Below are 22,105 nucleotides of genomic sequence, written 5' to 3' on the forward strand. Positions count from 1 at the left end.
CCCCGCGGCTCACACGCGACCCGCGGGGCGGGGATGCCTGCGAGGCTGGGGGAGTGACCCCCGCACCCGACCCCGCCCGCTACGACCTCGACGCACTGCGAACACGGCTTCTCCCCGAGCGCGGGGGAGACGTGGACGACAGCATCCCCCAACTCGCGGCCGCCGATCCCGACCTCTGCGCGCTCGCCATCGCCCTTCCGGACGGCACCGTGCGACGCAGTCGCGACGCTGACGTGCCGTTCAGCATCCAATCCGCGGTGAAGCCGTTCCTCTTCGCTCTGGCCCTGGCAGACACCGACGGCGACGCCCTCGACCGGGTCGGCATCGAACCGACGGGGGAGTCCTTCGACGCGATCAAACTCGAGAGCGGAACCGGTCGACCCCCGAACCCGATGGTGAACGCGGGCGCGCTGCTGACCGCGTCCCTCGTCGAGGGCGGCGATCCCGACGAGCGCGCCGGCCGCATCGCGCGCGGACTCGCCGCCTTCGCGGGCCGTGAGCTCGACGTCGACGAGGACGTCGCGCACAACGAGCACCTGCTCGGCGATCGCAACCACGCCCTCGCGCACCTCATGCGTGCGGAGGGCACGCTCGCGGTGTCCGCCGACGACGCCGTCGCGGTCTACGCTCGCGCGTGCGCGACCCTCGTGGATGCCGCGACCCTGGCGGTCATGGGCGCCACGCTCGCGCTCGGCGGCGTCAATCCGTGCACCGGCGACCGCGTCATCCCCGAGCGGGTCGCACGCGACGTCGTCTCGGTGATGGCGACGTGCGGTGTCTACGACGGTTCCGGTCGATGGATGCGAGCCGTCGGCATCCCGGCGAAGTCCAGCGTGTCGGGGGCGATCGTCCTGTCGGCACCCGGCCGCCTCGGTGCGGCCACCGTCAGCCCGCCCCTCGACGCTCAAGGCACGAGCGTGCGCGGACACCGCGCGAGCGAGGTGCTCAGCGAAGAACTCGATCTGCACTCCTTCGCAACCCGCCACGGCTGACCCTCGGGTCGTCGCGGGTGTGAGAGCATCGGCGAGGACGCGGCTCCGTGGCGTCCACGAAGGAGTTCCGATGCCGCCCACCGCACGCCGCCGCGCGTCCCGCAGCGTGACGATCGGGGTCGTCGCGGCCCTCGCCGCATCTCTGACCGGGTGCGGTCAGGGCACCAACGTCTCGGAGGACTACGCCCAGATCTGCCGCGACAACGCGACAGAGAAGCGCCTCCCCGACGACGACTGCAACAACCACGGCGGAACGGCCCACTGGTACTACCTGCCACTGGGCTCCAGCGGACGGAACGTGCCCGCCGTCGGGCAACCCGCGACCGGGGGCACCGACGCGCTGCCGTCCGGGAAAACCGCGGCGAAGGGCATCTCCGGCGACGGCGCCAGCGTCTCGCGCGGCGGGTTCGGCGGATCGGGATCCGACGGAAGCCACGGCGGCTGATGCGCCGTATCGAACTGGCGCCGCGGCCCGACTGGGAGCGCACCATCAAGCAGTCCGGCCTGATCTACTCGAGATCGCTGCGCGATGACGGGTCCGCCGTCGAGTACTGGAACGACGGCGCGGCGTACGTGTTCACCCTCCCCGAGGTCGAAGCGCTCGAGAAGCAGACCGAAGAGCTGCACCGCATGAGCCGCGAGGCCGCCCGGTACATGGCATCCGGAGAGATGGGGCACCTGGGGCTCACCCCGGAAGCCTTCGAGTTCGCGCAGTGGTCGCTCGAGCAGGACGAGCCCGACGTGTACGCGCGATTCGACCTCGCGTACGCGGGAGACGGCTCTCCGGCGAAGATGCTCGAGTACAACGCCGACACCCCCACCGGGCTGATCGAAGCGTCGCTGACGCAGTGGTTCTGGCTGCAGGATCGCATCAAGAGCGGTGCCCTGCCCGCCGACACCGACCAGTGGAACGGGCTTCACGAGGCACTCGTCGAGCGTTGGCGCGTTCTGCTGCACCGATCGCTCAGCGAGGGAGAGGGCGGGCGCCTGTTCGTCGCGCACTCGGATGCCGACATCTACGGCGAGGACTGGGACACCGTCGCCTACATGCGCGACCTCGCGGGTGAGGCCGGCTGGGAGCACACCGGTATCGAGATGAAAGACATCGGATGGCACCACGGCGCGCGCCAGTTCGTGGGCGTGCCGGAACCGTGGGGCTCGTCGCGCAGCGTCAACGCGCTGCCCGGCGACGCTCCGGGCACGCAGTACCCGGTGATCCGCAACCTCTTCAAGCTCTACCCGTGGGAGGACGTGGTCTCGGGCGACGACCGCGTCGTCGGCGACCAGGAGTTCGGAGCGCTGCTCATCGCCGGACGAGGGCTGTTCGGACGCTGGTTCGAGCCCGCGTGGAAGATGTTCCTCTCGAACAAGCTGCTGCTCGTCGCTCTGTGGCGCCTCTACCCCGATCACCCGAACCTGCTGCCGGCGTACGCCGACGGCCCGAACGGCATGACCGACTACGTCGTCAAACCCGTCTTCGGCCGCGAGGGCGATGGCATCCGGGTCCACCGCGCCGACGGCAGCGTGGTCACGAACGGGCAGGAGTACCGCCGCGAAGGGACCGGGCGCGAGCGCGTGTGGCAGCAGTACCACGAGCTGCCCGACTTCCCCGGGTCGAACGGGAGTAACCACCCCGTGCTCGGGTCGTGGGTCGTGAGCGACGAGGCGTTCGGGGTCGGCATCCGCGAATCCGACGGGCCGATCACCGACTACTACTGCCGGTTCGCACCGAACATCATCGAGGCCTGACAGCCCTCACAGGCCGACGCCTCACGCGCCGACGCCTTACGCGTCGATGTCGTCGACCCCGGGCATCCACGACGCGCCGGGCTTGCCCCACTTGCGCTTTTTGGCGATCTTGGCGACGACCCGGCTGTCCTCGTCGTCGAGGCGATCGACGTACAGGATGCCGTCGAGGTGATCGAACTCGTGCTGGAGGATGCGCGCACGCCAACCGGTGACCTCGATGCGCACGGGCTGCCCGTCGAGGTCGACGCCCGTGAGCAGCGCGGCGTCGGAGCGGCGGAGGGGGAAGCGCTCACCGGGGAACGACAGGCACCCCTCAGATTCGTCGTCGGGATCGGGATACCCCGGCTCGAGCGGACGGATCCACAGCTCCGGGTTGATCACGACGCCCCGCCACGGCAGGCCCTCGTCGTCTTCGTAGGTGTACGTGAAGATGCGCAGGCCCACTCCCACCTGGGGTGCGGCGAGACCGACGCCGGGGGCGGCATCCATCGTCTCGAACATGTCGGCGACGAGGGTGCGCACCTCTTCGGTGATCTCGTCGACGCGGGCGGCGGGAGCGTGCAGCACGGGATCACCCATGATGCGAATCGGGAGAACGGCCACGTCACCAGCCTAATCGCGGAGGCGGCGGCTATCGTCGGAGGGTGATCCCGCTCGATGTCTCCCTCAGCGACGGAATCGACCAACTCGTCGGTGTCTTCCGCGACCCCCGCATCCTCCTCGGCATCCCCCTGGCCCTTCTCGGGGCGGTGTTCATGTCGTTCGGGGCGCAGTACCAGCACCGCGGAGTGCAGAAGGTCGAGCGCCTCTCGGGAAAGACCACCGGGGGACTCTCGCGCAAGCAGCTGACCTCGCTCCTCACGCGTCCGTCCTGGGTGGCGGGCACGGTCATGCTCGGTCTGGCGATCGTGTGCCAGCTCGCGGCCCTCTCGGTCGCGCCCCTGATCCTGGTTCAACCGCTCGGGGCGATCGCGCTCGTCATCACGACGGTGCTGAATGCGCGTGTCACCCGCCACAAGCCGACCCGTCAATCGCTCATCGCGATCGCCGCGTGCGTCGGCGGCATCTTCATCTTCGTGACGATCGCCGCGTTCTTCGCGACCGAGCACGTGGTCACCGAGCGCGAACTGCTCATCATCCTCGGCATCCTGGCCGTGGTCGTGATCGTCTTCGGCGTCTTCTGGATCCTCGTCCGCCGCAAGGCGCAGGCGCTGTTCTACATCATGGCCGCGGGCGTGATCTACGGCTTCGTCGCCACCCTCGCGAAAGTCGTCATCAGCCGCGCGCAGGCCGGCGACTTCGAGTGGCTGACCCTCCTGTGCCTGGTCGCTCTGCTCGCCGCGGTCGCGGTCGGCGCGTACTTCGTGCAGACGGCGTACTCGGTCGGGCCGCCCGACCTCGTGATCGCGGGCCTCACCGTGATCGACCCGATCGTGGCCGTGCTCATCGGCCTGCTCGTGCTCGGCGAGGCCTCGACGGCCCCCGCGTGGGCCCTCATCGGCTTCGTCATCGCCGGTGCGATCGCCACGTGGGGCGTGATCCAGCTGACCAAGCATCACCCGCAGGTGACCGCCGACGGCAAGCCGAAGCAGCCGCGCGTCCACTGACCCCGGCACCTGTCTCCGGTGGGTGCAGGTTTCGAGGATCGACCGCACCGACTCGTCGGCGAGAAGCAACGGATGCCGGTAGGCTCGTCGTCGCTGGGGGCGGTGGCCAAGCTGGTCAAGGCAGCGGGCTCATAACCCGACGATCGTGGGTTCAAGTCCCACCCGCCCTACCATTCCCCTCACGCAGGGGTCGCCGACGTGACGAGCGGAGGGCCCGGGAAGACCGGAGGGCCGGGGACCCGGCATCCCTCCGCCTCTCGTCCCCGGCCCTCCCGCCGTCACCTGCCGTCGCGCGTCAGACCAGCGCCGGCGCCGACACCTCGTCGCGCACGAGCGCGGCACCCGCCGACAGTGCGCTCATCTTCTCGAGCGCCACGCGACGCGGGAGCGGAGCCATACCGCAGTTGGTCGAGGGGATGAGCTTGTCGGCGTCGACGAACTGCAAGGCTCGACGCAGCGTCTCGGCGACCTCTTCGGGCGTCTCGATCGTCTCGGTGGAGACGTCGATGGCGCCGAGCATGACCTTCTTGCCGCGGATCAACTCGATGAGGTCGATCGGCACGTGGGAGTGGTGGCTCTCGAGCGAGACAGCGTCGATCGTGGATCGCTGCAGGAGGGGGAACGACTCCTCGTACTGGCGCCATTCGGAGCCGAGCGTCGCCTTCCAGTCGTTGTTCGCCTTGATGCCGTAGCCGTAGCAGATGTGCACGACGGTCTCGGCGCGCAGCCCTTCGGCGGCGCGTTCGAGGGCCGCGACGCCCCAGTCCTTCATCTCGTCGAAGAACACGTTGAAGGCCGGCTCGTCGAACTGGATGATGTCGACCCCCGCTGCTTCGAGCTCACGCGCCTCCTGGTTGAGGATCGCCGCAAACTCCCACGCGAGCTTCTCGCGGCTGCGGTAGTGACGGTCGGAGAGCGTGTCGATCATCGTCATGGGTCCGGGAAGGGCCCATTTGATCGGTCGGTCGGTCTGGGCGCGGAGGAAAGCGGCATCCTGAACGAACACCGGCTGACGCCGGCTGACCGCTCCGACGACCGTCGGAACGCTCGCGTCGTAACGATTCCGGATGCGGACGGTCTCGCGGTTCTCGAAGTCGACGCCGTCGAGGTGCTCGATGAACGTCGTCACGAAGTGCTGGCGCGTCTGCTCGCCGTCGCTGACGATGTCGATGCCGCGGCGCTCCTGTTCGTGGACGGCGGCGCGGAGGGCGTCGTGCTTCCCCTCGACGAGCTCGGCGCCGTCGAGCTCCCACGGCGCCCAGAGGACCTCGGGCCGCGCGAGCCACGCGGGCTTGGGGAGGCTGCCGACGAGAGCGGTGGGCAGAAGAGCCGAGGTCATCGCAGCACCGCCCCGAAGTTCGCAGCCCATGCGTCGAGAGCGGCGCGGTGCGGCTTCACGAAGTGCTCCTCGGCGTAGCGTCCCTGCACCACGGCGAGCTGGCTGCGCTCCTCGCGGTCGTAGTCGATGCCGGTGCGCACGAAGTCGGGCTGGTCGAGGGTCGGGCGGTACACCTCACCGGCGGGGATGACGGCGTTGTAGATCTCGGGACGGTAGATCTTCTGGAAGGTCTCCATCGTGGCGATCGTGCCCGCCAACTGCAGGTCGGTGTAGTCGGCGAGCAGGTCACCACGGAAATAGAACGCGAGGGGAGCGACGCTGCCGCGCGGCATGAAGTACCGCACCTGAAGGCCCATCTTCGCGAAGTACTCGTCGGTGAGCGAGAACGCGTCCTGTTCGTACTCGACGCCGAGCACGGGGTGCACGACGCCGGTGCGGTGGTACGTGCGGCTGGTCGAGACGCTGATGCAGATCACCGGCGAGGACGGGAACCGCTCGCGGTACGCCGAGGAGTCGAGGAAGTGCTGGAAGAGCTTGCCGTGCAGGTCGCCGAAGTCGTCGGGCACCGTGAACGCGCCCGCAGCCGCCTTGGCGGCCGGGAGGACCACGCTGAAGTCGTAGTCGCGCAGGTACGACGAGAAGTTGTTGCCGACGATGCCCTGGTGGCGCTCGCCGGTCTCGGTGTCGACGATATGGACGTCGAGGACTTCGATGACGGGGAACTCCTCGTCGTCGGCGCCGTCGGCGAACGCGAGTTGCACCGACACGATGTCGAGCTCGACGCGATACCGGGCGTCGGCGGACAGCAGCTCGTTGAGTCGGCGATCCATCATCGACAGGGCGTTTCGCAGGTTCTGTCGGCGACCCTCGCCGCGAGCGAGGTTCGCGAAGTTGGTCGTGACGCGCGAGTTCTCCGCCGGGGCATAGTCCTCGTCGAAACGGGTGGTGGTGATGCTGAACGTGATGTCGTTCGTCATGACGTGCCAATCAGAAGGGGTCGGATGCCGCTCCCTCATGGTGCTCGCACGGATCAGGCATCGGGTAATTCCACGCAACTATGCGTTGGTATAGCCTCAAGCTATGGCCCGTCGTCCGAGCGGCATCACGCTGCAGCAGCTCCAGTACTTCATCGAGGTCACCGCCGAAGGGTCGATCAGTGCGGCGGCCGACCTGCTCTACGTTGCGCAGCCGACGATGTCGGCCGCGATGCGCGACCTCGAGAGTCGCGTCGGGCGGGACCTCCTCGCGCGCTCGGCCCGCGGAGTCACGCTCACCAATGACGGCGTGGAGTTCCTGGGGTACGCCCGTCAGGTCGTCGAGCAGGCGGAGCTGCTCGAACAGCGCTATCTGGGCCGGCCTCCGTCGCGCCGTCTCCTGGGCGTGTCGGCGCAGCACTACTCGTTCGTCGTCGACGCCTTCGTGCGGATGGTGCGAGCGACGGATGCCGCCGAGTACGAGTTCTCGCTCCGAGAGACGCGGACCTGGGACATCATCGAAGACGTCCGGACGCTGCGCAGCGAGCTCGGCATCCTGTTCCGCAACGACTTCAACCGCAACGTCATCGACAAGCTGCTGCGCGACTCGGGACTGGCGTTCCACCCGCTCTTCGTCGCCGACCCACACATCTTCGTGTCGCGGCGGAACCCGCTCGCGTCGCGTGAGCGGGCGACCCTCGACGACCTCGTGGCCCTGCCCCGTCTGACGTTCGACCAGGGCGCCAACAACTCGTTCTACTTCGCCGAGGAGATCCTCTCGACGCTCTCGAGCGCCCAGGAGATCCGCGTCTCGGATCGCGCCACGATCTTCAACCTCATGATCGGCCTCGACGGCTACACGATCTCAACGGGCATCATCAGCGACGACCTCGACCCCGAGATCGTCGCGGTGCCCCTCGACGTCGACGAGAAGATCGAGATCGGCTGGATCGGTCGCACGGCCATTCCCCTCACCGAGCAGGCCCAGCGCTACCTCGCCGAGGTGCGGACGGTCGTCGTCGAGGCGGGTGTCGCCCTGAGCGACCCCGCCGCGTAGGGCGGAGCGCGCGAGATACTCTCGGTCGAGATGGACACCACCGCTTCTCGCCCCATCGCCCTCGGCCGGCTGTACTTCGCCGCGCAGGCGCTCGCCGGCGCGGCATGGTGGGTCTTCGTCTTCGCCGCTCCGTTCGTCCGCACCGCGACCCTCGGCGACCTCGACCCCGCGCTCGTCGCGATGCTCGACGTCCCCCTGTTCGTCGTGGCATCCGCGCTCGCGGTCCTCCCGGGTCGCGCGGGCCGCATCGCCGCTCTCGTCGCGACCGCGTGGACACTGCTCGTGACCTCGGCCCTCGCCGTGTACGCCACCGTCACGGGTCTGGCCGGGTGGGGAGTGGTCGCGATGTTCGCCGCCACCACGTGCTCGGTCCTCGCACTGTTCCTGCTCTGGCTCGGCCGCGTTCCCACGAACTGGCTGCTCGTCGGACCGTTCGCCTTTCGCCGAGCACGCCCGCGCCGGACGCCGATCGCCCACGTCGTCGCCACGACCGCTCAGATCGTCGTGTTCTGGGGGCTGTTCCTCGTCGTATTCCCCCTCGTGATCTGGGTCCTCGAGAAGCGGTGGGGTCTCGCGGCCCCCGTGCCCGCGTGGGTGACCCTGGTCGGTGCCGCAGTGGTGCTCGCCGCCAGCGCCCTCGGCCTCGCGTCGGCCGCCGCGATCACGGTGAAGGGCGACGGAACGCCGCTGCCGTCCGCGATGCCGAATCGTCTCGTGATCGCCGGTCCCTACCGGTGGGTGCGCAATCCGATGGCTCTCGCGGGAATCGCTCAGGGCGTCGGTGTCGGGCTCATCCTGCAGTCGTGGCTCGTCGTGGTCTACGCGCTGGCGGGGTCCCTGGTCTGGAACTACGCGATCCGTCCGCACGAGGAGGCCGACCTCGAGGCGAGCTTCGGAGACGACTACCGCCGATATCGCGACGAGGTGCGCTGCTGGATTCCCGGTCGCCGCCGACACACGGCGAAGGCCCCGCTCGCACGCATGTGAGAACGGGGCCTTCGCGAACGATCACCGCGTGACGTCGACGAGTTCGCCGGGCCCCGGCAGGATCTCGCGCAAAAGGTCGTCGAGCGTGACGACCCCCACGAGCCGGTCGCCGTCCACGACGGTGGCCAGCTGCACCCGGCCGCGACGCATCCGCGCCAGGGCGTCGTACGCCGAGGCCTCCGGCTCCAGCACGAGCGGCTCTCGCGCGATGTCGAGCGCCGGGGTCGCGGGATCGACGGTCAGCGTGTCTCGCACGTGGGCGACCCGCGAAGACGCTCCCGCACCGACGAGGATCCGCAGGTGCGTCGACGCGGCCGCGACCGCCTGGATGTCGGCGACCGTGGCATCCGTCGGCACACTCGTGGGGGAGCGGTCCGTCCGGACGATGTCGCCCACCGTCAGGGTGCCGAGCGCGATCGCCTGCGCGATCGGCTCCGAGTACTGCTCTTCGAGCGTGCCGGCCTGGCGCGAATGCGCGACGAGCTCGCGGATCGTGTCGGCGTCCTGACCGCCCGCGGCCGCCTTGTCGACCGGCTCGACACCCGACGCCTTCACCAGGCGGTTCGCGATGTGGTTGATCCACAGGAGGAACGGTCGCAGTGGCCAGGTGAGGGCACGGGCCAGGATGCCGGTGGCCTTCGCCGCGGTCTCGGGATGCGCGATCGCCCACGACTTCGGGGCCATCTCGCCGATCACGAGGTGAAGGAACGTGACGACGATCAGCGCGAGCATGAACGCGATGATGTCGGCGAGGACGTAGGGGAGACCCCAGGCCTCGAACACCGGGGCGAGGGCGTAGTCGATCGCCGGCTTCGTGATCGCCCCGAGCAGGAAGGTGCAGGCCGTGATGCCGAGCTGCGCGAACGCGAGCATGACGGTGAGCTCGTTGACGCCGCGCAGGGCCGCGCGGGCGGAGGCGCTCGTGGCGGCCTCCTCTTCGAGGCGATGTCGGCGGGCGGCGAGGAGGGCGAACTCCACGATCACGAAGAACGCACTCGCGATGATCAGCAGTGCCGTGATGAGGGCAACGATCCAGCCGTTCATCGGGCCACCTCCTCATCGACGCTCGGCGCTTCGTCGGCGGGCTCGGCATCCCGATCCACCTCATGCAGGCGGACCGCGAGCTGCGAGGGCACGTGCCGGTCGACCTCGACGACCTCCACGGTCAGCCAGCGCTCGATCTCGAGGCCCTGAACTGTTTCGGACGGTTTCTCGGGCAGGTCGACGCGCACCACCGCGCCGATCGCGGGGAGGTCGCCGTGGGTCTCGATGACCAGACCCGCAGCCGTCTCGGCGTCCGTCTCGGCCAGGTCGTGGCCGATCACGCGCTCGAGTTCGTCGAGGTGCAGATCTCCGGGCACGTTCCACGCGTCGTCGCCCACGACGGCGACCTCGGACGTCTCGATATCGTGCTCGTCGGAGAGCTCGCCGATCACCTCTTCGGTGAGGTCTTCGATCGTCAGGATGCCGTCGAAGTTGCCGTACTCGTCGACCACGCACGCGAGCTCGTTGCGGGTCTTGCGCATGCGGTCGAGGGCGACCGGCAGCATCATCGAGGTCGGGAGGACGACGGCGGGCCGCATGACCGTCGACACGAGGGCGTCGTCCGCCGGCTGCTCGCGCAGCAGGTCGATCAACTCGACGACGCCGACGGGGGAGTCCTCGTCGCCGATGACGGGGTAGCGCGTGTGTCCGGATGCCATGAGGGCACGCACCTCACCGACCGTCGTCTCGGGGGTCACCGAGTCGATCTGCGAGCGCGGGATCATGGCGTGCTCGACGTCGCGCTGGGGGAAGTCGAGGATGCGGTCGATGATGATCGACAGATCGTCGGGGAGGTCACCGCTCTGGCGGGACTCCTCGATGATCGCCTCAAGGTCGCGTGCCGTCGCGCTCTCGTCGACGTCCTCGAGAGGTTCGATGCGCAGCAGACGCAGGAGCGCGTTGGCCGCGACATCGAAGACGGTGATGAGCCACCCGAAGAGCAGGAGGTAGATGCGCGTCGGGACGGCGAGGGCGCGCGCCAACGGCTCGGGGCTCGCGATCGCGAGGTTCTTCGGATAGAGCTCACCGAAGATCATCGTCACGACGGTGGCGAGCAGTAGGGCACCGACGGTGCCGATGAGGATCGAGACGCCCGGGTCGATACCCACGCCGCCGAGCAGCGTGCCCAGTGATGCACCGATCAGCGGTTCGGCGACGTAACCGATCAACAGACCGGTCACCGTGATGCCCAACTGCGCGCCGGAGAGCATGAACGACGTGCGCTTCGTGATGGCGAGCACGCGCTTGGCCTGCGCGTCGCCCTTCTCCGCCAGCGCCGCCATGCGCGAACGGTCGACCGACATGTACGCGAACTCCTGCGCGACGAAGAAGCCGCAGGCGACGATGATCGCCAGAGTCACGATGACGCCCAACAGAAGAGTCAGGACCGCAGCCAGCATCAGATTTCACCCCCTCTCGAAACGAGGGGGCTCGAAGATCGGCCCTCCTGGTCGGGGGAGGTTCGGTGATGGCTCACGGGGTTTCTCTCTCGTGGGTCGGTTGATCGAAGATCGTCCTCAACTGTATCGAGGCGACGACACGCCCGGCTGGGGATTGACCGCGTAAAAGGGGGCCGGACCGCGGCGCGGTCCGGCCCCTTTCCCGCCCGATTACGGAGTCGCGCGACGCAGGGTGAGGAACGACGAGGACGCGAGGGCGGCGATCAGCACCAGCCCCCAGAGCGCCATCCCGAAGGCCCCGAGCGCAGCCCCGCCCTCGAGAACGGCGGGCCACGACCGGGTGAGTGTGACGAGCGCGATGATCGCGACCAGAAGGAGCCCCACACCGACCAGGGTGACGGTGAGGACGAGCGTGCCGAAGCGCTTGAAGATCGTCGCCGCCCAGAATCCGATGACGAAGAAGAACATCGCGACGGCGAAGGAGGTCACTCCGGCCGCGACGGGACCAGCCTCCCAGAGCCAGGGCATGTAGAAGAAGTACCCGTTCATGCCGTACCCACCCGTCGCCTGCTCGACAAGGCCGCCGATGACGGAGATCGTCGAGAGCACGACAGCCGTGATCCCCGCTGTCAGCAGGGTCCCCGTGAAGAACTCACGACGCGTGACGCTCATCGCCTGGGAGAAGGGGAACGTGCGGGTCAGCGCCTGGGCGCCGACCACGCCGAAGTACCACAGCGGGGCCTGGGCGCCGCCGCTGATCTTGACGCCGTCGACGCCCGCCGCGGCGATGATCCCGTACACCAGGAGGCTCAGCCCCAAGGCTCCGAACAGGATGATCAACGGCAGCCAGAGGAACGTCTGACGGTTGATCAGCTGCAGACGGACCACGTTCAGCGTGCGGTTCATCGCAGCGCTCCTTCCGGGAGGGAGGCGCCGACCGTGGCGGCGGCGCGTGGGCTGGTGTTCTGCGTACGACGCACGATGAGTTGCTGCAGCGATACCGGGGCGACCTCGAGTCGCGCCTCGACGAGCGCCCGGCGGTCCGCCGGGGTGAGCTCGCCGACGACGGTGACGGATGCCACGCCGCCGAGGCTCTCGCGATGGATGACCTCGCGCCCCAGGCAGAAGGCGTCCACCGCGATCGAGTCACCGACGATCGTCACGGCACTGTGGCGCACGGCATCCGTGTCCTCGTCCATGACGATGCGTCCACCGTCGAGCACGATGACCTTCTCGAGGAGGTTGGCGACCTCGTCGATCAGGTGGCTCGACAGGATGATCGTGCGCGGATGCTCGGCGTAGTCCTCGAGCAAGCGGTCGTAGAAGATCTGTCGGGCGACCGCGTCGAGGCCAAGGTACGGCTCGTCGAAGAAGGTGATCTCGGAGTGGGAGGCGAGGCCGATGATGACGCCGACCGCCGAGAGCTGTCCGCGCGAGAGCTTCTTGATCGTCCGCTTCAGCGGAAGCTGGAACTCCTCGACGAGACGGTCGGCGAATGCCTGATCCCAGTCCGGGAAGAACAGACGGGCGGCCCGGAAGGCGTGGGCGGGCTGAGCGTCATCGGGATACTTCTGGCTCTCACGGACGAAGCACATGCGCGAGAGGACGCGCGGGTTCTCGTACGGGTCCTCACCGAAGACGCGGGCCTGCCCGCTCGACGCGAAGTTCTGCGCGGTGAGGATGGACATGAGGGTGGTCTTGCCGGCACCGTTGCGGCCGAGCAGACCGTAGATGGAGTCCTTCTCGATCCGGAACGACACGTCGTCGAGGGCGAGTCCGCCCCGGTAGCGCTTGGTGAGGCCCCTGGCCTCGATCACGGCGGTCATCGTGCGACTCCTTCGGTGCGGGGGGAGGGGATGGCGGAGGCGAGCTGCGCGCGCTCGCGGATGAGATCGGCGAGGTCGTCCGGACCGAGACCGAGAGTGCGGGCTTCGGCGAGGAGGGGTTCGACGAAGCGGTCGGCGAAGGCCGTGCGGCGCTCGCGAAGCAGGGTGTCACGCGCGCCCGAGGCGACGAACATGCCGATGCCTCGCCGTTTGTAGAGGACGCCCTTGTCGACGAGCATGGTGATTCCTTTCGCGGCGGTGGCGGGGTTGATGCGGTGGAACGCGGCGAGTTCGTTCGTGGAGGGCGCACGTGTCTCCTCGGCGAGCGAGCCATCGACGATGGCGTCTTCGACGCTCTCGGCGATCTGGAGGAACAGCGCCCTGCCGTCGTCGATCATGCGATCTCCGTCCATTGGTTCATTACTTGACTAAGTAACCATGCAACGCGTGGCCGAGCCGTGTCAAGACCGGAGATACTTCGCGGCGTGAGATACTAAGTGCACCCCGCATTGCTGCGCTTCCCGGCGCGGTCCCGCCCCTTGCATCACAGGACTCTTCATCGCGCCAGAAAAGGACCAGCCGTGGGACGCCTCATCTACCGTGATCGCGCATCGTTCGACATCGACGACCGCATCCTCGCCCACCTTCGCATCGTCATCATGAACAAGTTGCGCCGCAACGAGGGGTTCATGCTGCAGCTTCCCGTCAACGAGGGAGTCCGCCAGGCCAGCATCTGGGTGCACGCCTCGAACGCCCTCGTGCTGCAGTTCTACGGCGGCCGCGAGCCGTCGATCGACCGCGAACTCGTGGATCAGATGATGCACGACGCCAGCAGCGCCGATGGGCTCACGCTCCTCTCGACGGGCCCGGTCATCGCGGCCGCCCCGCCGTCGCGCGTCGCACGCTGACGCGCGCACTGCACGACGCGCTGCGTCGAACGCGCCCCGCATGGGCGAGCGCGCCGCGCCGACTCAACCCCGGCGCTCGCCGCGGGGGAGGGTGACGACGAAGAGCGCCCCTCCCTCGTTCGGCAGGCAGCGGACGTCGCCGCCGTGTGCACGCGCGATCCCTCGCGCAATGGGCAGGCCGAGACCCACACCCGTCGAGGAACGCGCGGGATCCAGGCGCACGAGTCGATCGAAGATGCGCTCGCGGTCGCCCTCGGCGACGCCAGGTCCGTCGTCGGCCACCGTCACGACGACCTCCGTCGGGCCCTCGTTCACGCCGACACGCACCGATCCGCGACCGCCCGTCGCGCGGGCGGCGTTCTCGATGAGGTTCGACAGCACCTGGCCGATGCGGTCCACGTCGACGGATGCCACGACAGGGGCGTCCGGAACCGTCGCCCGCAGGTCGAGATGGGGGTAGAGCAGCGGTGCCCGCTCCGCCTCCGCCCGCACGAGACCCCGAAGGTCGACGTCGGCTCGAGTGAGTTCTAGGCCCCGGTCGACCCGCGCCATCATCAACAGGTCGTCGACGAGGCGCGAGGCGCGAGCGGCTTCTCGAGCCACCTGTGCGGCGAGCATCTCGCGGTCAGGCCCCTCGAGGTCGGCTCGAACAAGGGTGTCGGCGGCGGCGCGAATACCCGCGACCGGCGTCCGCAACTCGTGTGCCGCGTCCGAGAGGAAGGCGCGCAATCGCCGCTCTGCGCCGCGCGCGGCCTCCTCGGCACCGACGACATCGTCGAGCATGTCGTCGAGCGCGGTCGCGACGCGGCCGATCTCGGTGTCCGGCCGCGTCGGCCTCAGCCGGCGGCCGCGCTCGCCCGCACCGATCGAGCGCGCGACCTCCGATACCTGGTCCAGCGGCCGGAGCGTCGCGCGCACGATGACGATCACGGCTCCCGCGGCGAGAGCGAGAACGACGGCGGAGGCGATCGCCATGATCCACCGCACCTGGACGAGCGTGTCCTGAACACCCACCGCGGATGCCGTGAGCGTGAGAGTGGATCCGTCGCTCAGGGTCGAACTCAGCGTCACGAGATCGTCGTCACCGCCGACCGACGAGGCGACGACCGTGACAGCGGAACCCGTCGCAGTCGGCTGTGGCGCCGCGGGCTCCCCAGGTCCCGGGCCCCCGGGCCCCCGAGGGCCGTCGCGGAGTTGTTCGGGGCTCGGACCGGCGACGATCGAACCGCCGCCCGCGCTGTCGATGCGCACGGCGAGGCCCTGATCCGACAGGCGCTCGGCCAGATCGGTGTCGTCCACGGTGCCGACGAGCGACGCGGCGGCCGCGGCGCGATCGCGCAGTCGCTCCTCGATCTGGCCCCGCAAACGGGCGCCCAGGGCGACGTCGACGACGACCGACAGAACGATGAGCAGGACCGCGACGAGCGCGAGCACGGCGACGATCGTCCGACGACGGAGCGAACCCGATCGCAGCGCCGGTGCAGCCATCATGGCGTGACGCTCAGGCGATAGCCGAGGCCGCGCACGGTGTGGATCAGACGCGGTCCGCGCGTCTCCATCTTGCGTCGCAGAGCGCTGAGGTGCACCTCGACGAGGTTCGGGTCGTAGTCGTCGTACCCCCACACCTGGGTGAGGATCTGCCCCTTCGACAGGGTGCGGCCGCGGCTCTCCGCGAACAACTGCAGCAGGCGGAACTCGGTCGCCGTGAGATCGAGCGCCCCACCGGCGCGGTGCGCGATCGCTGCGTCCGGGTCGACGACGAGATCCCCGACCGCGATGGTCTGGGGGAGGCGCCCGCGACGACGCAGCACCGCGCCCACGCGCGCCACGAGCTCGGCCACGGTGAACGGCTTGGTCACGTAGTCGTCCGCGCCCTCGGCGAAGCCCCGCAGGCGATCGTCGACCTCGTCGCGCGCGGTGAGCATGATCACGGCGGTGTCGCCCTCGGCATGGATCACCGGGAGCAGCCGGATGCCGGCAGGCCCCGGCATCATCCAGTCCAGCACCACGAGGTCGGGGCGGAACGCACGCAGACGCGCCGTCAGATCACCGCCGTCGGGTGCCCCCTCCGCGACGAAGCCCTCCGCGCGCAGCGCGGTGACGACGCTGATGCGGATGGTCTCGTCGTCGTCGAGGACGAGGACGCGGGCAGGGGTGGGCACCTCGTCACGGTACGACCGCGCCCTGTGCGCTTCTTATGCGTCGGCTATGGCATCCGATGCCGTGAGCAAGCTTCAGGTTCGCTTCAGTCCTGCCTCCAAGGCTGGGCTTACCGCCGGGAATCCTCCGGCCCAGGAAGGAACATCATGACCGACGACGACAACCCGACACTCCCTCTGCCGCGCACCGAGGAGCAGCCCGAACCGCAGCGGCGCCGTTGGACGCGACCCGCGCTGATCGCCGGTGCCGTGGTCGTGGCGCTCGGCCTCGCCGGAGGCTCCGCCGCGATCGCCGCGCAGTCCGGTGCTCCCCTCGCCCTCGCGGGGGCCTCGACGACGTCCGCCCCGAGCGCTGACGGCGGCAGCGGGCCGGGCACCGCACCGATGCCGGGCGCCACCCCGACCGATGCCCCGACCCCTGGCGCCGGGGCCCCGACCCCCGGCGCCGAGGCCACTCCTCCCGCCACGCCGGGCGACGGTGCAGGACCGGGCGCGTGCGAGCCGGGCGCGAAGGGTCCCGGGGGACCGGGCGCCGGGGGTCCGGGCGGCGCCACGCCTCCCGCGGACGGACAGGCGCCCACTCCTCCCGCCCCGCCCACCGACGGGCAGGCGCCGACCATGCCGCCGACGCCCGGCAGCTGATGACCGACCCGCGCTGACCGCCGCGCCGCACGTTCGACGTGCAGGCCGCGGTCAGCGCGGTGAGGCACGATCGATGCATGACCGCACGGCGACCTCCGGCCCGCCGCGTCGCCTCCTCCCGCCGGACGCCTCCGCGCCGGACGCCTCGGAGCCGCGCGCGGCGCCGCTCCCGCGCGGCGACGCTGCGTCGCCGCCGCCTCGCCGTCGGCATCCTCGTCGCGATCGGCGCGCTCTCCATCGTCGGTCTCCTCGTCGCCGCCTTCGTCCCCCTGCTCAGCCTCGGCGCCGCGTGGAACACCGAGATGAAGGACGAGGTGGAGAAGGAGAGCATGGACCTCTCGACCTTCGACCCCGGCCGCCTGATCGACGATGCGGACTTCTACGACGGCAACGCGATGACCGCCGACGAGATCCAGCGATTCCTCGACGAGAAGGTGGGGGAGTGCCGGACCGACACCTGCCTCAACGTCCTGCGGACGACCCTGCCCGGCCGCGACAGGCTCGTCTCGGATGCCACGGGCGAGACCATCTGCGAAGCGATCGACGGCGGCGACCTCACGGCCGCGGAGATCATCGATCGGGTCCAGCGCGCGTGCGGCATCTCCGCGAAGGTCCTGCTCGTGACGCTCCAGAAGGAGCAGAGCCTCGTGTCGGGCCGTACGGCTCGCGCGCCCGACGAAACAGAACTCGGCGCCGCGATGGGCGCGCGGTGCCCCGACACCGCTCCGTGCGATCCCGGTCTCGCCGGGTTCGCGTCACAGGTCGTCCAGGGCGCCACCGACCTGAAGTCGTACAGCGCCTCGGACTTCATGCGGCAGCCGGGCACGCACTGGATCGCGTTCTCGCCCGATCCCGACTGCGGCGGCTCCGAGGTCGCGATCGAGAACGAGGCCACCGCCGCCCTGTACAACTACACGCCGTACCAACCCAACGCCGCGGCTCTCGCCGCGACGTGGGGGACGGGCGACGCCTGCTCGGCGTACGGCAATCGCAACTTCGCGCTCTACTGGTCGCTCTGGTTCGGCTGACGGCCCGCGCACGGGTCATCCACGGGCGAATCACAGTGTTGTGATTTCGTTATGAACGGGCGATAATGACCGAGACAACCGAACATCGCCGTGAACTCCGTCACAGGTCGTAGGGGAAGACGTACCTGACGAAGGAGAGACCATGGCGACCACGTCTTCGCGCGGAGTGATCCTGATCCACTCCGCGCCCCGCGCGTTGTGCCCCCACCTCGAGTGGGCGGTGGGACGCGCTCTCGGCCGTGCCGTGAACTTCGACTGGACCGACCAGCCGGTCCTCGCGGGTAGTCGACGCGCCGAGTTCTATTGGGAGGGTCCCGTCGGCTCCGGCGCGGCTCTCGCGAGCGCGATCCGCGGGTGGGAGCACCTCCGCTTCGAGGTCAGCGAAGATCCGACCCCGCGCAGCGACGGCGGTCGCTGGATGCACACGCCTGGTCTCGGCATCCACTACGCGCAGACCGACGCCGCCGGGAACGTCGTCATCGGCGAGGACCGCGTGCGCTACGCCATGGAGGTCGCGGCGGGCGACGCGTTCGAACTGCAGCGTGAGCTCGACGTCGCGCTGGGTTCCGCGTGGGACGAAGAACTCGAGCCGTTCCGTCATGCCGGAGACGATCAGCAGATCGTCTGGCTGCACAAGGTCGGCTGAAACCGTCGGGCGGGGAGGCGCCATTACCGGACGTCGGTGATCATTCCCGGCACCGAGACCGCGTATCCCCTCCCGATCGAAAGGCGAACGCCCCCGCCATCCCCGAAGCAGTCGGGGGATGCCGGGGGCGTTCGGCCGTGATCAGACCGACGCGATCGCCACGACGGCGTTGTGACCGCCGAAGCCGAACGAGTTGCTGATCGCGAGCTGGTCGCCCGCCCCCAGCTCGACCGGCGAACCGGACAGGGCGAAGGGGACCTCGGGGTCCTGCTCGGTGAGGTTGATCGTGGGAGGAGCCACGCGGTTCTGCAAGGCGAGAACGGTGAAGATCGCCTCAAGGGCACCCGTTCCGCCGAGCAGGTGGCCCGTGGAGGCTTTGGTGGCCGAGACGGGGATCTCGTCGACGCGATCTCCGAACACCGCGCGCAGCGCCTGGTACTCGTTGGGGTCGCCGACGGGCGTCGAGGTGGCGTGCGCATTGATGTGGGTGACGTCGTCGACGGACGCGCCGGCCATGTCGAGGGCCATGCGCACCGCACGGGCGGCGCCGCGGCCCTCAGGGTCGTTCGCGGTGATGTGGTACGAGTCGGCGGTCACGCCGCCGCCCACGATCGAGGCGTAGATCTTCGCCCCGCGGGCTTTCGCGTGCTCCTCGGTTTCGAGGATCAGCACGCCCGCGCCCTCGCCCATGACGAAGCCGTCGCGGTCGATGCTCGCCGGGCGGGAGGCGGTCTCGGGCGAGTCGTTGCGCTTGGACAGCGCCTGCATCGACGCGAACGAGGCGATCGTGATGGGGTGGATCGCCGACTCGGTACCGCCGGCGATCACGACATCCGCGAGACCGTCGCGGATGTGCTGAACGGCGTTGACGATCGACTCGGTGCTCGAGGCGCAGGCCGAGGCGACGGTGCGCGCGAACGCGCGAGCGTTGAAGTGCAGCGACAGGTTGCCGGCCGCCGCGTTCGGCATGAGCATGGGCACCGTCATCGGCATGACGCGGCGCGGGCCCTTCTCGCGCAGGACGTCCCACGCGTCGAGGAGCGTCCAGACACCACCGATGCCGGTGGCGAAGTCGACGCCGAGACGGTCGGGGTCGATGTCGGGCGCGCCCGCGTCTTCCCACGCTTCCTTCGCCGCGACCATCGCGAGCTGCGACGACGGGTCGAGTCGCTTGGCGATGGGGCGCTCGAGAACGGTCTCGGGGCGGACGAGAGCCTCGGCGGCGAAGGTGACGGGAAGCTGGTACTTCTCGACCCACTCGTGCTCGAGGGTGCGCGCGCCGGAAGTGCCGGCCAGCAGGGCGGACCAGCTCTCGGGGGCCGTCCCGCCGATGGGGGAGGTGGCTCCGATGCCGGTGACGACGATGCGGGGTGTGCTCATGGGGTGCGAATCCTTGCTCGGGACCGATGGGACCTGACCGGTGGGGGCCGAAGCCCCCACCGGGAGAATCAGGCCTGGTTCGAGGTGATGAAGGTGACGGCGTCGCCGACGGTCTTGAGGTTCTTGACCTCGTCGTCGGGGATCGTGACGCCGAACTTCTCCTCGGCGTTGACGACGATCGTCATCATCGAGATGGAGTCGATGTCGAGGTCGTCGGTGAACGACTTCTCGAGGGCGACCTCGTCGGCCGAGATGCCCGTCTCGTCGGTGATGAGCTCGGCAAGGCCGGCGAGAACCTCGTCGTTGGTGAATGCCATGATGTCTCCTGTTTTCTTGGGGGTTGGGCCCGACGGGCCCCGATCAGTCTAGGGTTCGGCGCCGTCGCGTCAGGGGAGCACGACGACCTGCGCGCCGAAGACCAGACCGGCGCCGAAGCCGATCTGCAGCGCGAGTCCGCCGCTCAGCTCGGGGTGCTCCTCGAGCAGCCGGTGAGTGGCGAGCGGGATCGATGCCGCGGACGTGTTGCCCGTGGTCTCGATGTCACGGCCGATGACCACCGTCTCGGGCAGCCCGAGCTGCTTGGCGAACTCGTCGATGATGCGCATGTTCGCCTGGTGCGGAACGAAGGCCGCGAGATCGCCCGGCTCGATGCCGGCGGCCTCGATGGCCTGACGAGCGACCTTCACCATCTCCCACACGGCCCAGCGGAACACCGTCGGTCCCTCTTGGCGAAGGGTCGGCCAGGGCGCCGCCCCGTCGCGGAATTCGGTCAGCGTGGCGTTCATGCCCACAGCATCCGCCTTCGAACCGTCGGATCCCCAGATGGTCGGGCCGATGCCGGGGGTGTCGCTCGGTCCGACGACGACCGCACCTGCTCCGTCGCCGAGCAGGAACGAGATGCTCCGGTCGGTCGGGTCGACGATGTCGCTCAGCTTCTCGGCGCCGACGACGACCACGTGCTTCGCGAGGCCGCCGCGGATCAGCGCGTCCGCCTGGCCCACGCCGTAGGCGAACCCGGCGCATGCCGCGTTGACGTCGTACGCGGCCGCGGGGTTCGCGCCGATCCGGTCGGCGACGATCGCCGAGGCGGACGGGGTCTGCTTCGGGTTGCTGATGGTCGCGACGATCACGGCGTCGATGTCGGAGGGGTTCACGCCCGACTTCTCGACGGCCTCGCGGGCCGCCTCGGAGGCCAGGTCGATGGCATCCGTCTCTTTGTTCGCGCGGACGCGCGTGACGATGCCGGTCCGCTGACGGATCCACTCGTCGCTCGAGTCGATCGGCCCGACGAGGTCGTCGTTGGGCACGAAGTTCTCGCCGCGCGCGGCACCGTACGCGTAGATCCGCGTGTGCGCCGGTCCCTGCAGCTGACGGAGGGTGGGGGTGCTCATGCCTGGATGTCTTCTTTCAGGAGTGAGACGGCCGCGTCGAGGTCGTCGGGGGTCTTGACCGCCACGGTGGGCGTGCCGCGCAGCGCGCGCTTGGCCAGTCCCGTCAGCGCTCCGGCAGGGGAGAGTTCGATGATGCCGGTCACGCCCTGCTCGGCGAACGACGCCATGCAGCGGTCCCAGCGCACGGGCGACGCCACCTGCGCGACGACGAGGTCGAGAGCGCGGCGCCCCTCGGCGACGACGGAGCCGTCAGCGTTGGTCCAGAGCGTGAGACCCGGGTCGGACACCTCGACGTCAGCGGCTGCCGCACGCAGCGTCTCGACGGCGGGCTCCATGAAGCGCGTGTGGAAGGCACCGGCGACCTGCAGCGGGATGACCCGCGCGCCGCGCGGCGCCTCGGCCGCCAGCTCGGCGAGAGCGGGCAGCTCGCCCGCCGCGACGATCTGGCCACCGCCGTTGTAGTTGGCCGGGGTGAGGCCCAGGGCCTCGAGTCGCTCGAGGACGACCGCCTCGTCGCCCCCGACCACCGCGCTCATGCCCGTCTCGGTGACGGCGGCGGCTTCGGCCATGGCGCGTCCGCGCAGACCGACGAGGCGGAGCGCATCGTCCTCGGCCAGGACTCCGGATGCCGCCAGCGCGGCGATCTCGCCGACCGAATGCCCCGCGACCCCGGCGACGGCGCTTCCGGAGCGCTGCGTCAGAGCGGACCACGACAGCAGGCTCGCCGCCACGATCAGCGGCTGGGCGACGCTCGTGTCGCGGATGCGGTCGGCATCCCACTCGGTGCCGGCGGCGACGAGGTCGACACCCGCCTGCTCGGAGTACGCGGCGAGACGCTCGCGCGCCCCGTCGAGTTCGAGCCACGGCGTGAGGAACCCAGGGGTCTGCGACCCCTGCCCGGGGAAGACGGCGATGATCACGGTCCCATCCTGCCAAGGATCGAGCGCCGTCTTATGGAGGTATCGACACAGATATG

Annotated in this window: 24 protein-coding genes and 1 tRNA gene; 11 read left to right on the top strand and 14 right to left on the bottom strand. The window is 69.5% G+C overall.

What is annotated here, in order from left to right; translation table 11 throughout:
- The first annotated feature begins 53 nt into the window (after positions 1–53).
- The 3 genes from glsA (at position 54) to NS283_RS04080 (ending at position 2,741) form a co-directional block, all read left to right on the top strand.
- The gene (glsA, locus tag NS283_RS04070) at positions 54–992 is read left to right on the top strand and encodes a glutaminase A (protein WP_058595610.1); all 939 of its coding nucleotides are present in this window, start codon (positions 54–56) and stop codon (positions 990–992) included.
- A 70-nt stretch (positions 993–1,062) separates the two neighbouring features.
- Positions 1,063–1,437, top strand: coding sequence for a hypothetical protein (locus NS283_RS04075; protein ID WP_058595611.1), 375 nt, complete (start codon positions 1,063–1,065; stop codon positions 1,435–1,437).
- Entirely contained in the window at positions 1,437–2,741 is a 1,305-nt protein-coding gene (locus tag NS283_RS04080; protein ID WP_058595612.1) for a glutathionylspermidine synthase family protein, read from the top strand. Before NS283_RS04075 ends, NS283_RS04080 begins: the two co-directional genes overlap by 1 nt.
- Before the next feature lie 36 nt (positions 2,742–2,777).
- Here NS283_RS04080 and def read toward each other — a convergent pair whose 3' ends face one another.
- The gene (def, locus tag NS283_RS04085) at positions 2,778–3,344 is read right to left on the bottom strand and encodes a peptide deformylase (protein ID WP_081317250.1); all 567 of its coding nucleotides are present in this window, start codon (positions 3,342–3,344) and stop codon (positions 2,778–2,780) included.
- A gap of 41 nt (positions 3,345–3,385) precedes the next feature.
- Here def and NS283_RS04090 point away from each other — a divergent pair, with 41 nt between their 5' ends.
- Both NS283_RS04090 and NS283_RS04095 read left to right on the top strand, forming a co-directional pair.
- On the top strand, positions 3,386–4,348 hold the full coding sequence (locus tag NS283_RS04090; RefSeq protein WP_241492183.1) for a DMT family transporter: 963 nt from the start codon (positions 3,386–3,388) through the stop codon (positions 4,346–4,348).
- Positions 4,349–4,444: 96 nt separating this feature from the next.
- A tRNA-Ile gene (locus tag NS283_RS04095) sits at positions 4,445–4,521 on the top strand.
- A gap of 122 nt (positions 4,522–4,643) precedes the next feature.
- On the opposite strand, the gene NS283_RS04100 is transcribed toward NS283_RS04095, so the two are convergent.
- Entirely contained in the window at positions 4,644–5,687 is a 1,044-nt protein-coding gene (locus tag NS283_RS04100) for a methionine synthase (RefSeq protein ID WP_058595613.1), read from the bottom strand.
- Positions 5,684–6,664, bottom strand: coding sequence for a putative oxygenase MesX (locus NS283_RS04105; protein WP_058595614.1), 981 nt, complete (start codon positions 6,662–6,664; stop codon positions 5,684–5,686). Before NS283_RS04105 ends, NS283_RS04100 begins: the two co-directional genes overlap by 4 nt.
- A 103-nt stretch (positions 6,665–6,767) precedes the next feature.
- Between NS283_RS04105 and NS283_RS04110 the strand changes: the two genes are divergently transcribed.
- A complete protein-coding gene (locus NS283_RS04110) occupies positions 6,768–7,718 on the top strand; it encodes a LysR family transcriptional regulator (RefSeq protein WP_058595615.1) in 951 nt (316 codons plus the stop codon).
- A 30-nt stretch (positions 7,719–7,748) separates the two neighbouring features.
- On the top strand, positions 7,749–8,705 hold the full coding sequence (locus NS283_RS04115; protein WP_058595616.1) for a methyltransferase family protein: 957 nt from the start codon (positions 7,749–7,751) through the stop codon (positions 8,703–8,705).
- Positions 8,706–8,726: 21 nt separating this feature from the next.
- On the opposite strand, the gene NS283_RS04120 is transcribed toward NS283_RS04115, so the two are convergent.
- The 5 genes from NS283_RS04120 to NS283_RS04140 all read right to left on the bottom strand — a co-directional run bounded on the left by NS283_RS04120 (position 8,727) and on the right by NS283_RS04140 (position 13,373).
- Positions 8,727–9,749 (bottom strand): CNNM domain-containing protein, encoded by a 1,023-nt coding sequence (locus tag NS283_RS04120; protein ID WP_058595617.1) that lies wholly within the window; start codon positions 9,747–9,749, stop codon positions 8,727–8,729.
- Positions 9,746–11,149 (bottom strand): hemolysin family protein, encoded by a 1,404-nt coding sequence (locus NS283_RS04125; protein WP_058595618.1) that lies wholly within the window; start codon positions 11,147–11,149, stop codon positions 9,746–9,748. The genes NS283_RS04120 and NS283_RS04125 overlap by 4 nt, the downstream gene beginning before the upstream one ends.
- 210 nt (positions 11,150–11,359) lie before the next feature.
- Positions 11,360–12,055, bottom strand: a complete 696-nt coding sequence (locus tag NS283_RS04130) for a hypothetical protein (protein ID WP_058595619.1) — start codon at positions 12,053–12,055, stop codon at positions 11,360–11,362.
- Positions 12,052–12,975 carry an ABC transporter ATP-binding protein gene (locus tag NS283_RS04135; protein WP_058595620.1) on the bottom strand — a complete coding sequence of 308 codons (924 nt, stop codon included), beginning with the start codon at positions 12,973–12,975 and terminating at the stop codon, positions 12,052–12,054. Before NS283_RS04135 ends, NS283_RS04130 begins: the two co-directional genes overlap by 4 nt.
- A complete protein-coding gene (locus tag NS283_RS04140; protein ID WP_058595719.1) occupies positions 12,972–13,373 on the bottom strand; it encodes a GntR family transcriptional regulator in 402 nt (133 codons plus the stop codon). Before NS283_RS04140 ends, NS283_RS04135 begins: the two co-directional genes overlap by 4 nt.
- A gap of 183 nt (positions 13,374–13,556) precedes the next feature.
- On the opposite strand from NS283_RS04140, the gene NS283_RS04145 reads away from it, so the two are divergent.
- Positions 13,557–13,883 (top strand): DUF7882 family protein, encoded by a 327-nt coding sequence (locus NS283_RS04145; RefSeq protein ID WP_058595621.1) that lies wholly within the window; start codon positions 13,557–13,559, stop codon positions 13,881–13,883.
- A 63-nt stretch (positions 13,884–13,946) separates the two neighbouring features.
- Here NS283_RS04145 and NS283_RS04150 read toward each other — a convergent pair whose 3' ends face one another.
- Positions 13,947–15,374, bottom strand: coding sequence for a sensor histidine kinase (locus NS283_RS04150; RefSeq protein ID WP_241492184.1), 1,428 nt, complete (start codon positions 15,372–15,374; stop codon positions 13,947–13,949).
- Positions 15,371–16,045 carry a response regulator transcription factor gene (locus NS283_RS04155; protein ID WP_058595623.1) on the bottom strand — a complete coding sequence of 225 codons (675 nt, stop codon included), beginning with the start codon at positions 16,043–16,045 and terminating at the stop codon, positions 15,371–15,373. Before NS283_RS04155 ends, NS283_RS04150 begins: the two co-directional genes overlap by 4 nt.
- Positions 16,046–16,189: 144 nt before the next feature.
- Here NS283_RS04155 and NS283_RS04160 point away from each other — a divergent pair, with 144 nt between their 5' ends.
- From NS283_RS04160 to NS283_RS04170, 3 genes are all read left to right on the top strand, one after another.
- Complete coding sequence (locus NS283_RS04160; protein ID WP_058595624.1) at positions 16,190–16,684, top strand: hypothetical protein; 495 nt, start codon at positions 16,190–16,192, stop codon at positions 16,682–16,684.
- Between the two features lie 77 nt (positions 16,685–16,761).
- Positions 16,762–17,712, top strand: a complete 951-nt coding sequence (locus tag NS283_RS04165) for a hypothetical protein (protein WP_058595625.1) — start codon at positions 16,762–16,764, stop codon at positions 17,710–17,712.
- A 142-nt stretch (positions 17,713–17,854) separates the two neighbouring features.
- Entirely contained in the window at positions 17,855–18,358 is a 504-nt protein-coding gene (locus NS283_RS04170) for a DUF3145 domain-containing protein (RefSeq protein WP_058595626.1), read from the top strand.
- Positions 18,359–18,499: 141 nt separating this feature from the next.
- Here NS283_RS04170 and NS283_RS04175 read toward each other — a convergent pair whose 3' ends face one another.
- From NS283_RS04175 to NS283_RS04190, 4 genes are all read right to left on the bottom strand, one after another.
- Positions 18,500–19,738, bottom strand: coding sequence for a beta-ketoacyl-[acyl-carrier-protein] synthase family protein (locus NS283_RS04175; protein ID WP_058595627.1), 1,239 nt, complete (start codon positions 19,736–19,738; stop codon positions 18,500–18,502).
- A gap of 68 nt (positions 19,739–19,806) precedes the next feature.
- Entirely contained in the window at positions 19,807–20,055 is a 249-nt protein-coding gene (locus tag NS283_RS04180; protein WP_013586517.1) for an acyl carrier protein, read from the bottom strand.
- Between the two features lie 69 nt (positions 20,056–20,124).
- Positions 20,125–21,129 (bottom strand): beta-ketoacyl-ACP synthase III, encoded by a 1,005-nt coding sequence (locus NS283_RS04185; protein WP_058595628.1) that lies wholly within the window; start codon positions 21,127–21,129, stop codon positions 20,125–20,127.
- Complete coding sequence (locus tag NS283_RS04190; RefSeq protein ID WP_058595629.1) at positions 21,126–22,049, bottom strand: ACP S-malonyltransferase; 924 nt, start codon at positions 22,047–22,049, stop codon at positions 21,126–21,128. The genes NS283_RS04185 and NS283_RS04190 overlap by 4 nt, the downstream gene beginning before the upstream one ends.
- Positions 22,050–22,105: the final 56 nt, after the last annotated feature.

Source organism: Microbacterium testaceum (assembly GCF_001476285.1).
GTDB classification, from domain to species: domain Bacteria; phylum Actinomycetota; class Actinomycetes; order Actinomycetales; family Microbacteriaceae; genus Microbacterium; species Microbacterium testaceum_B.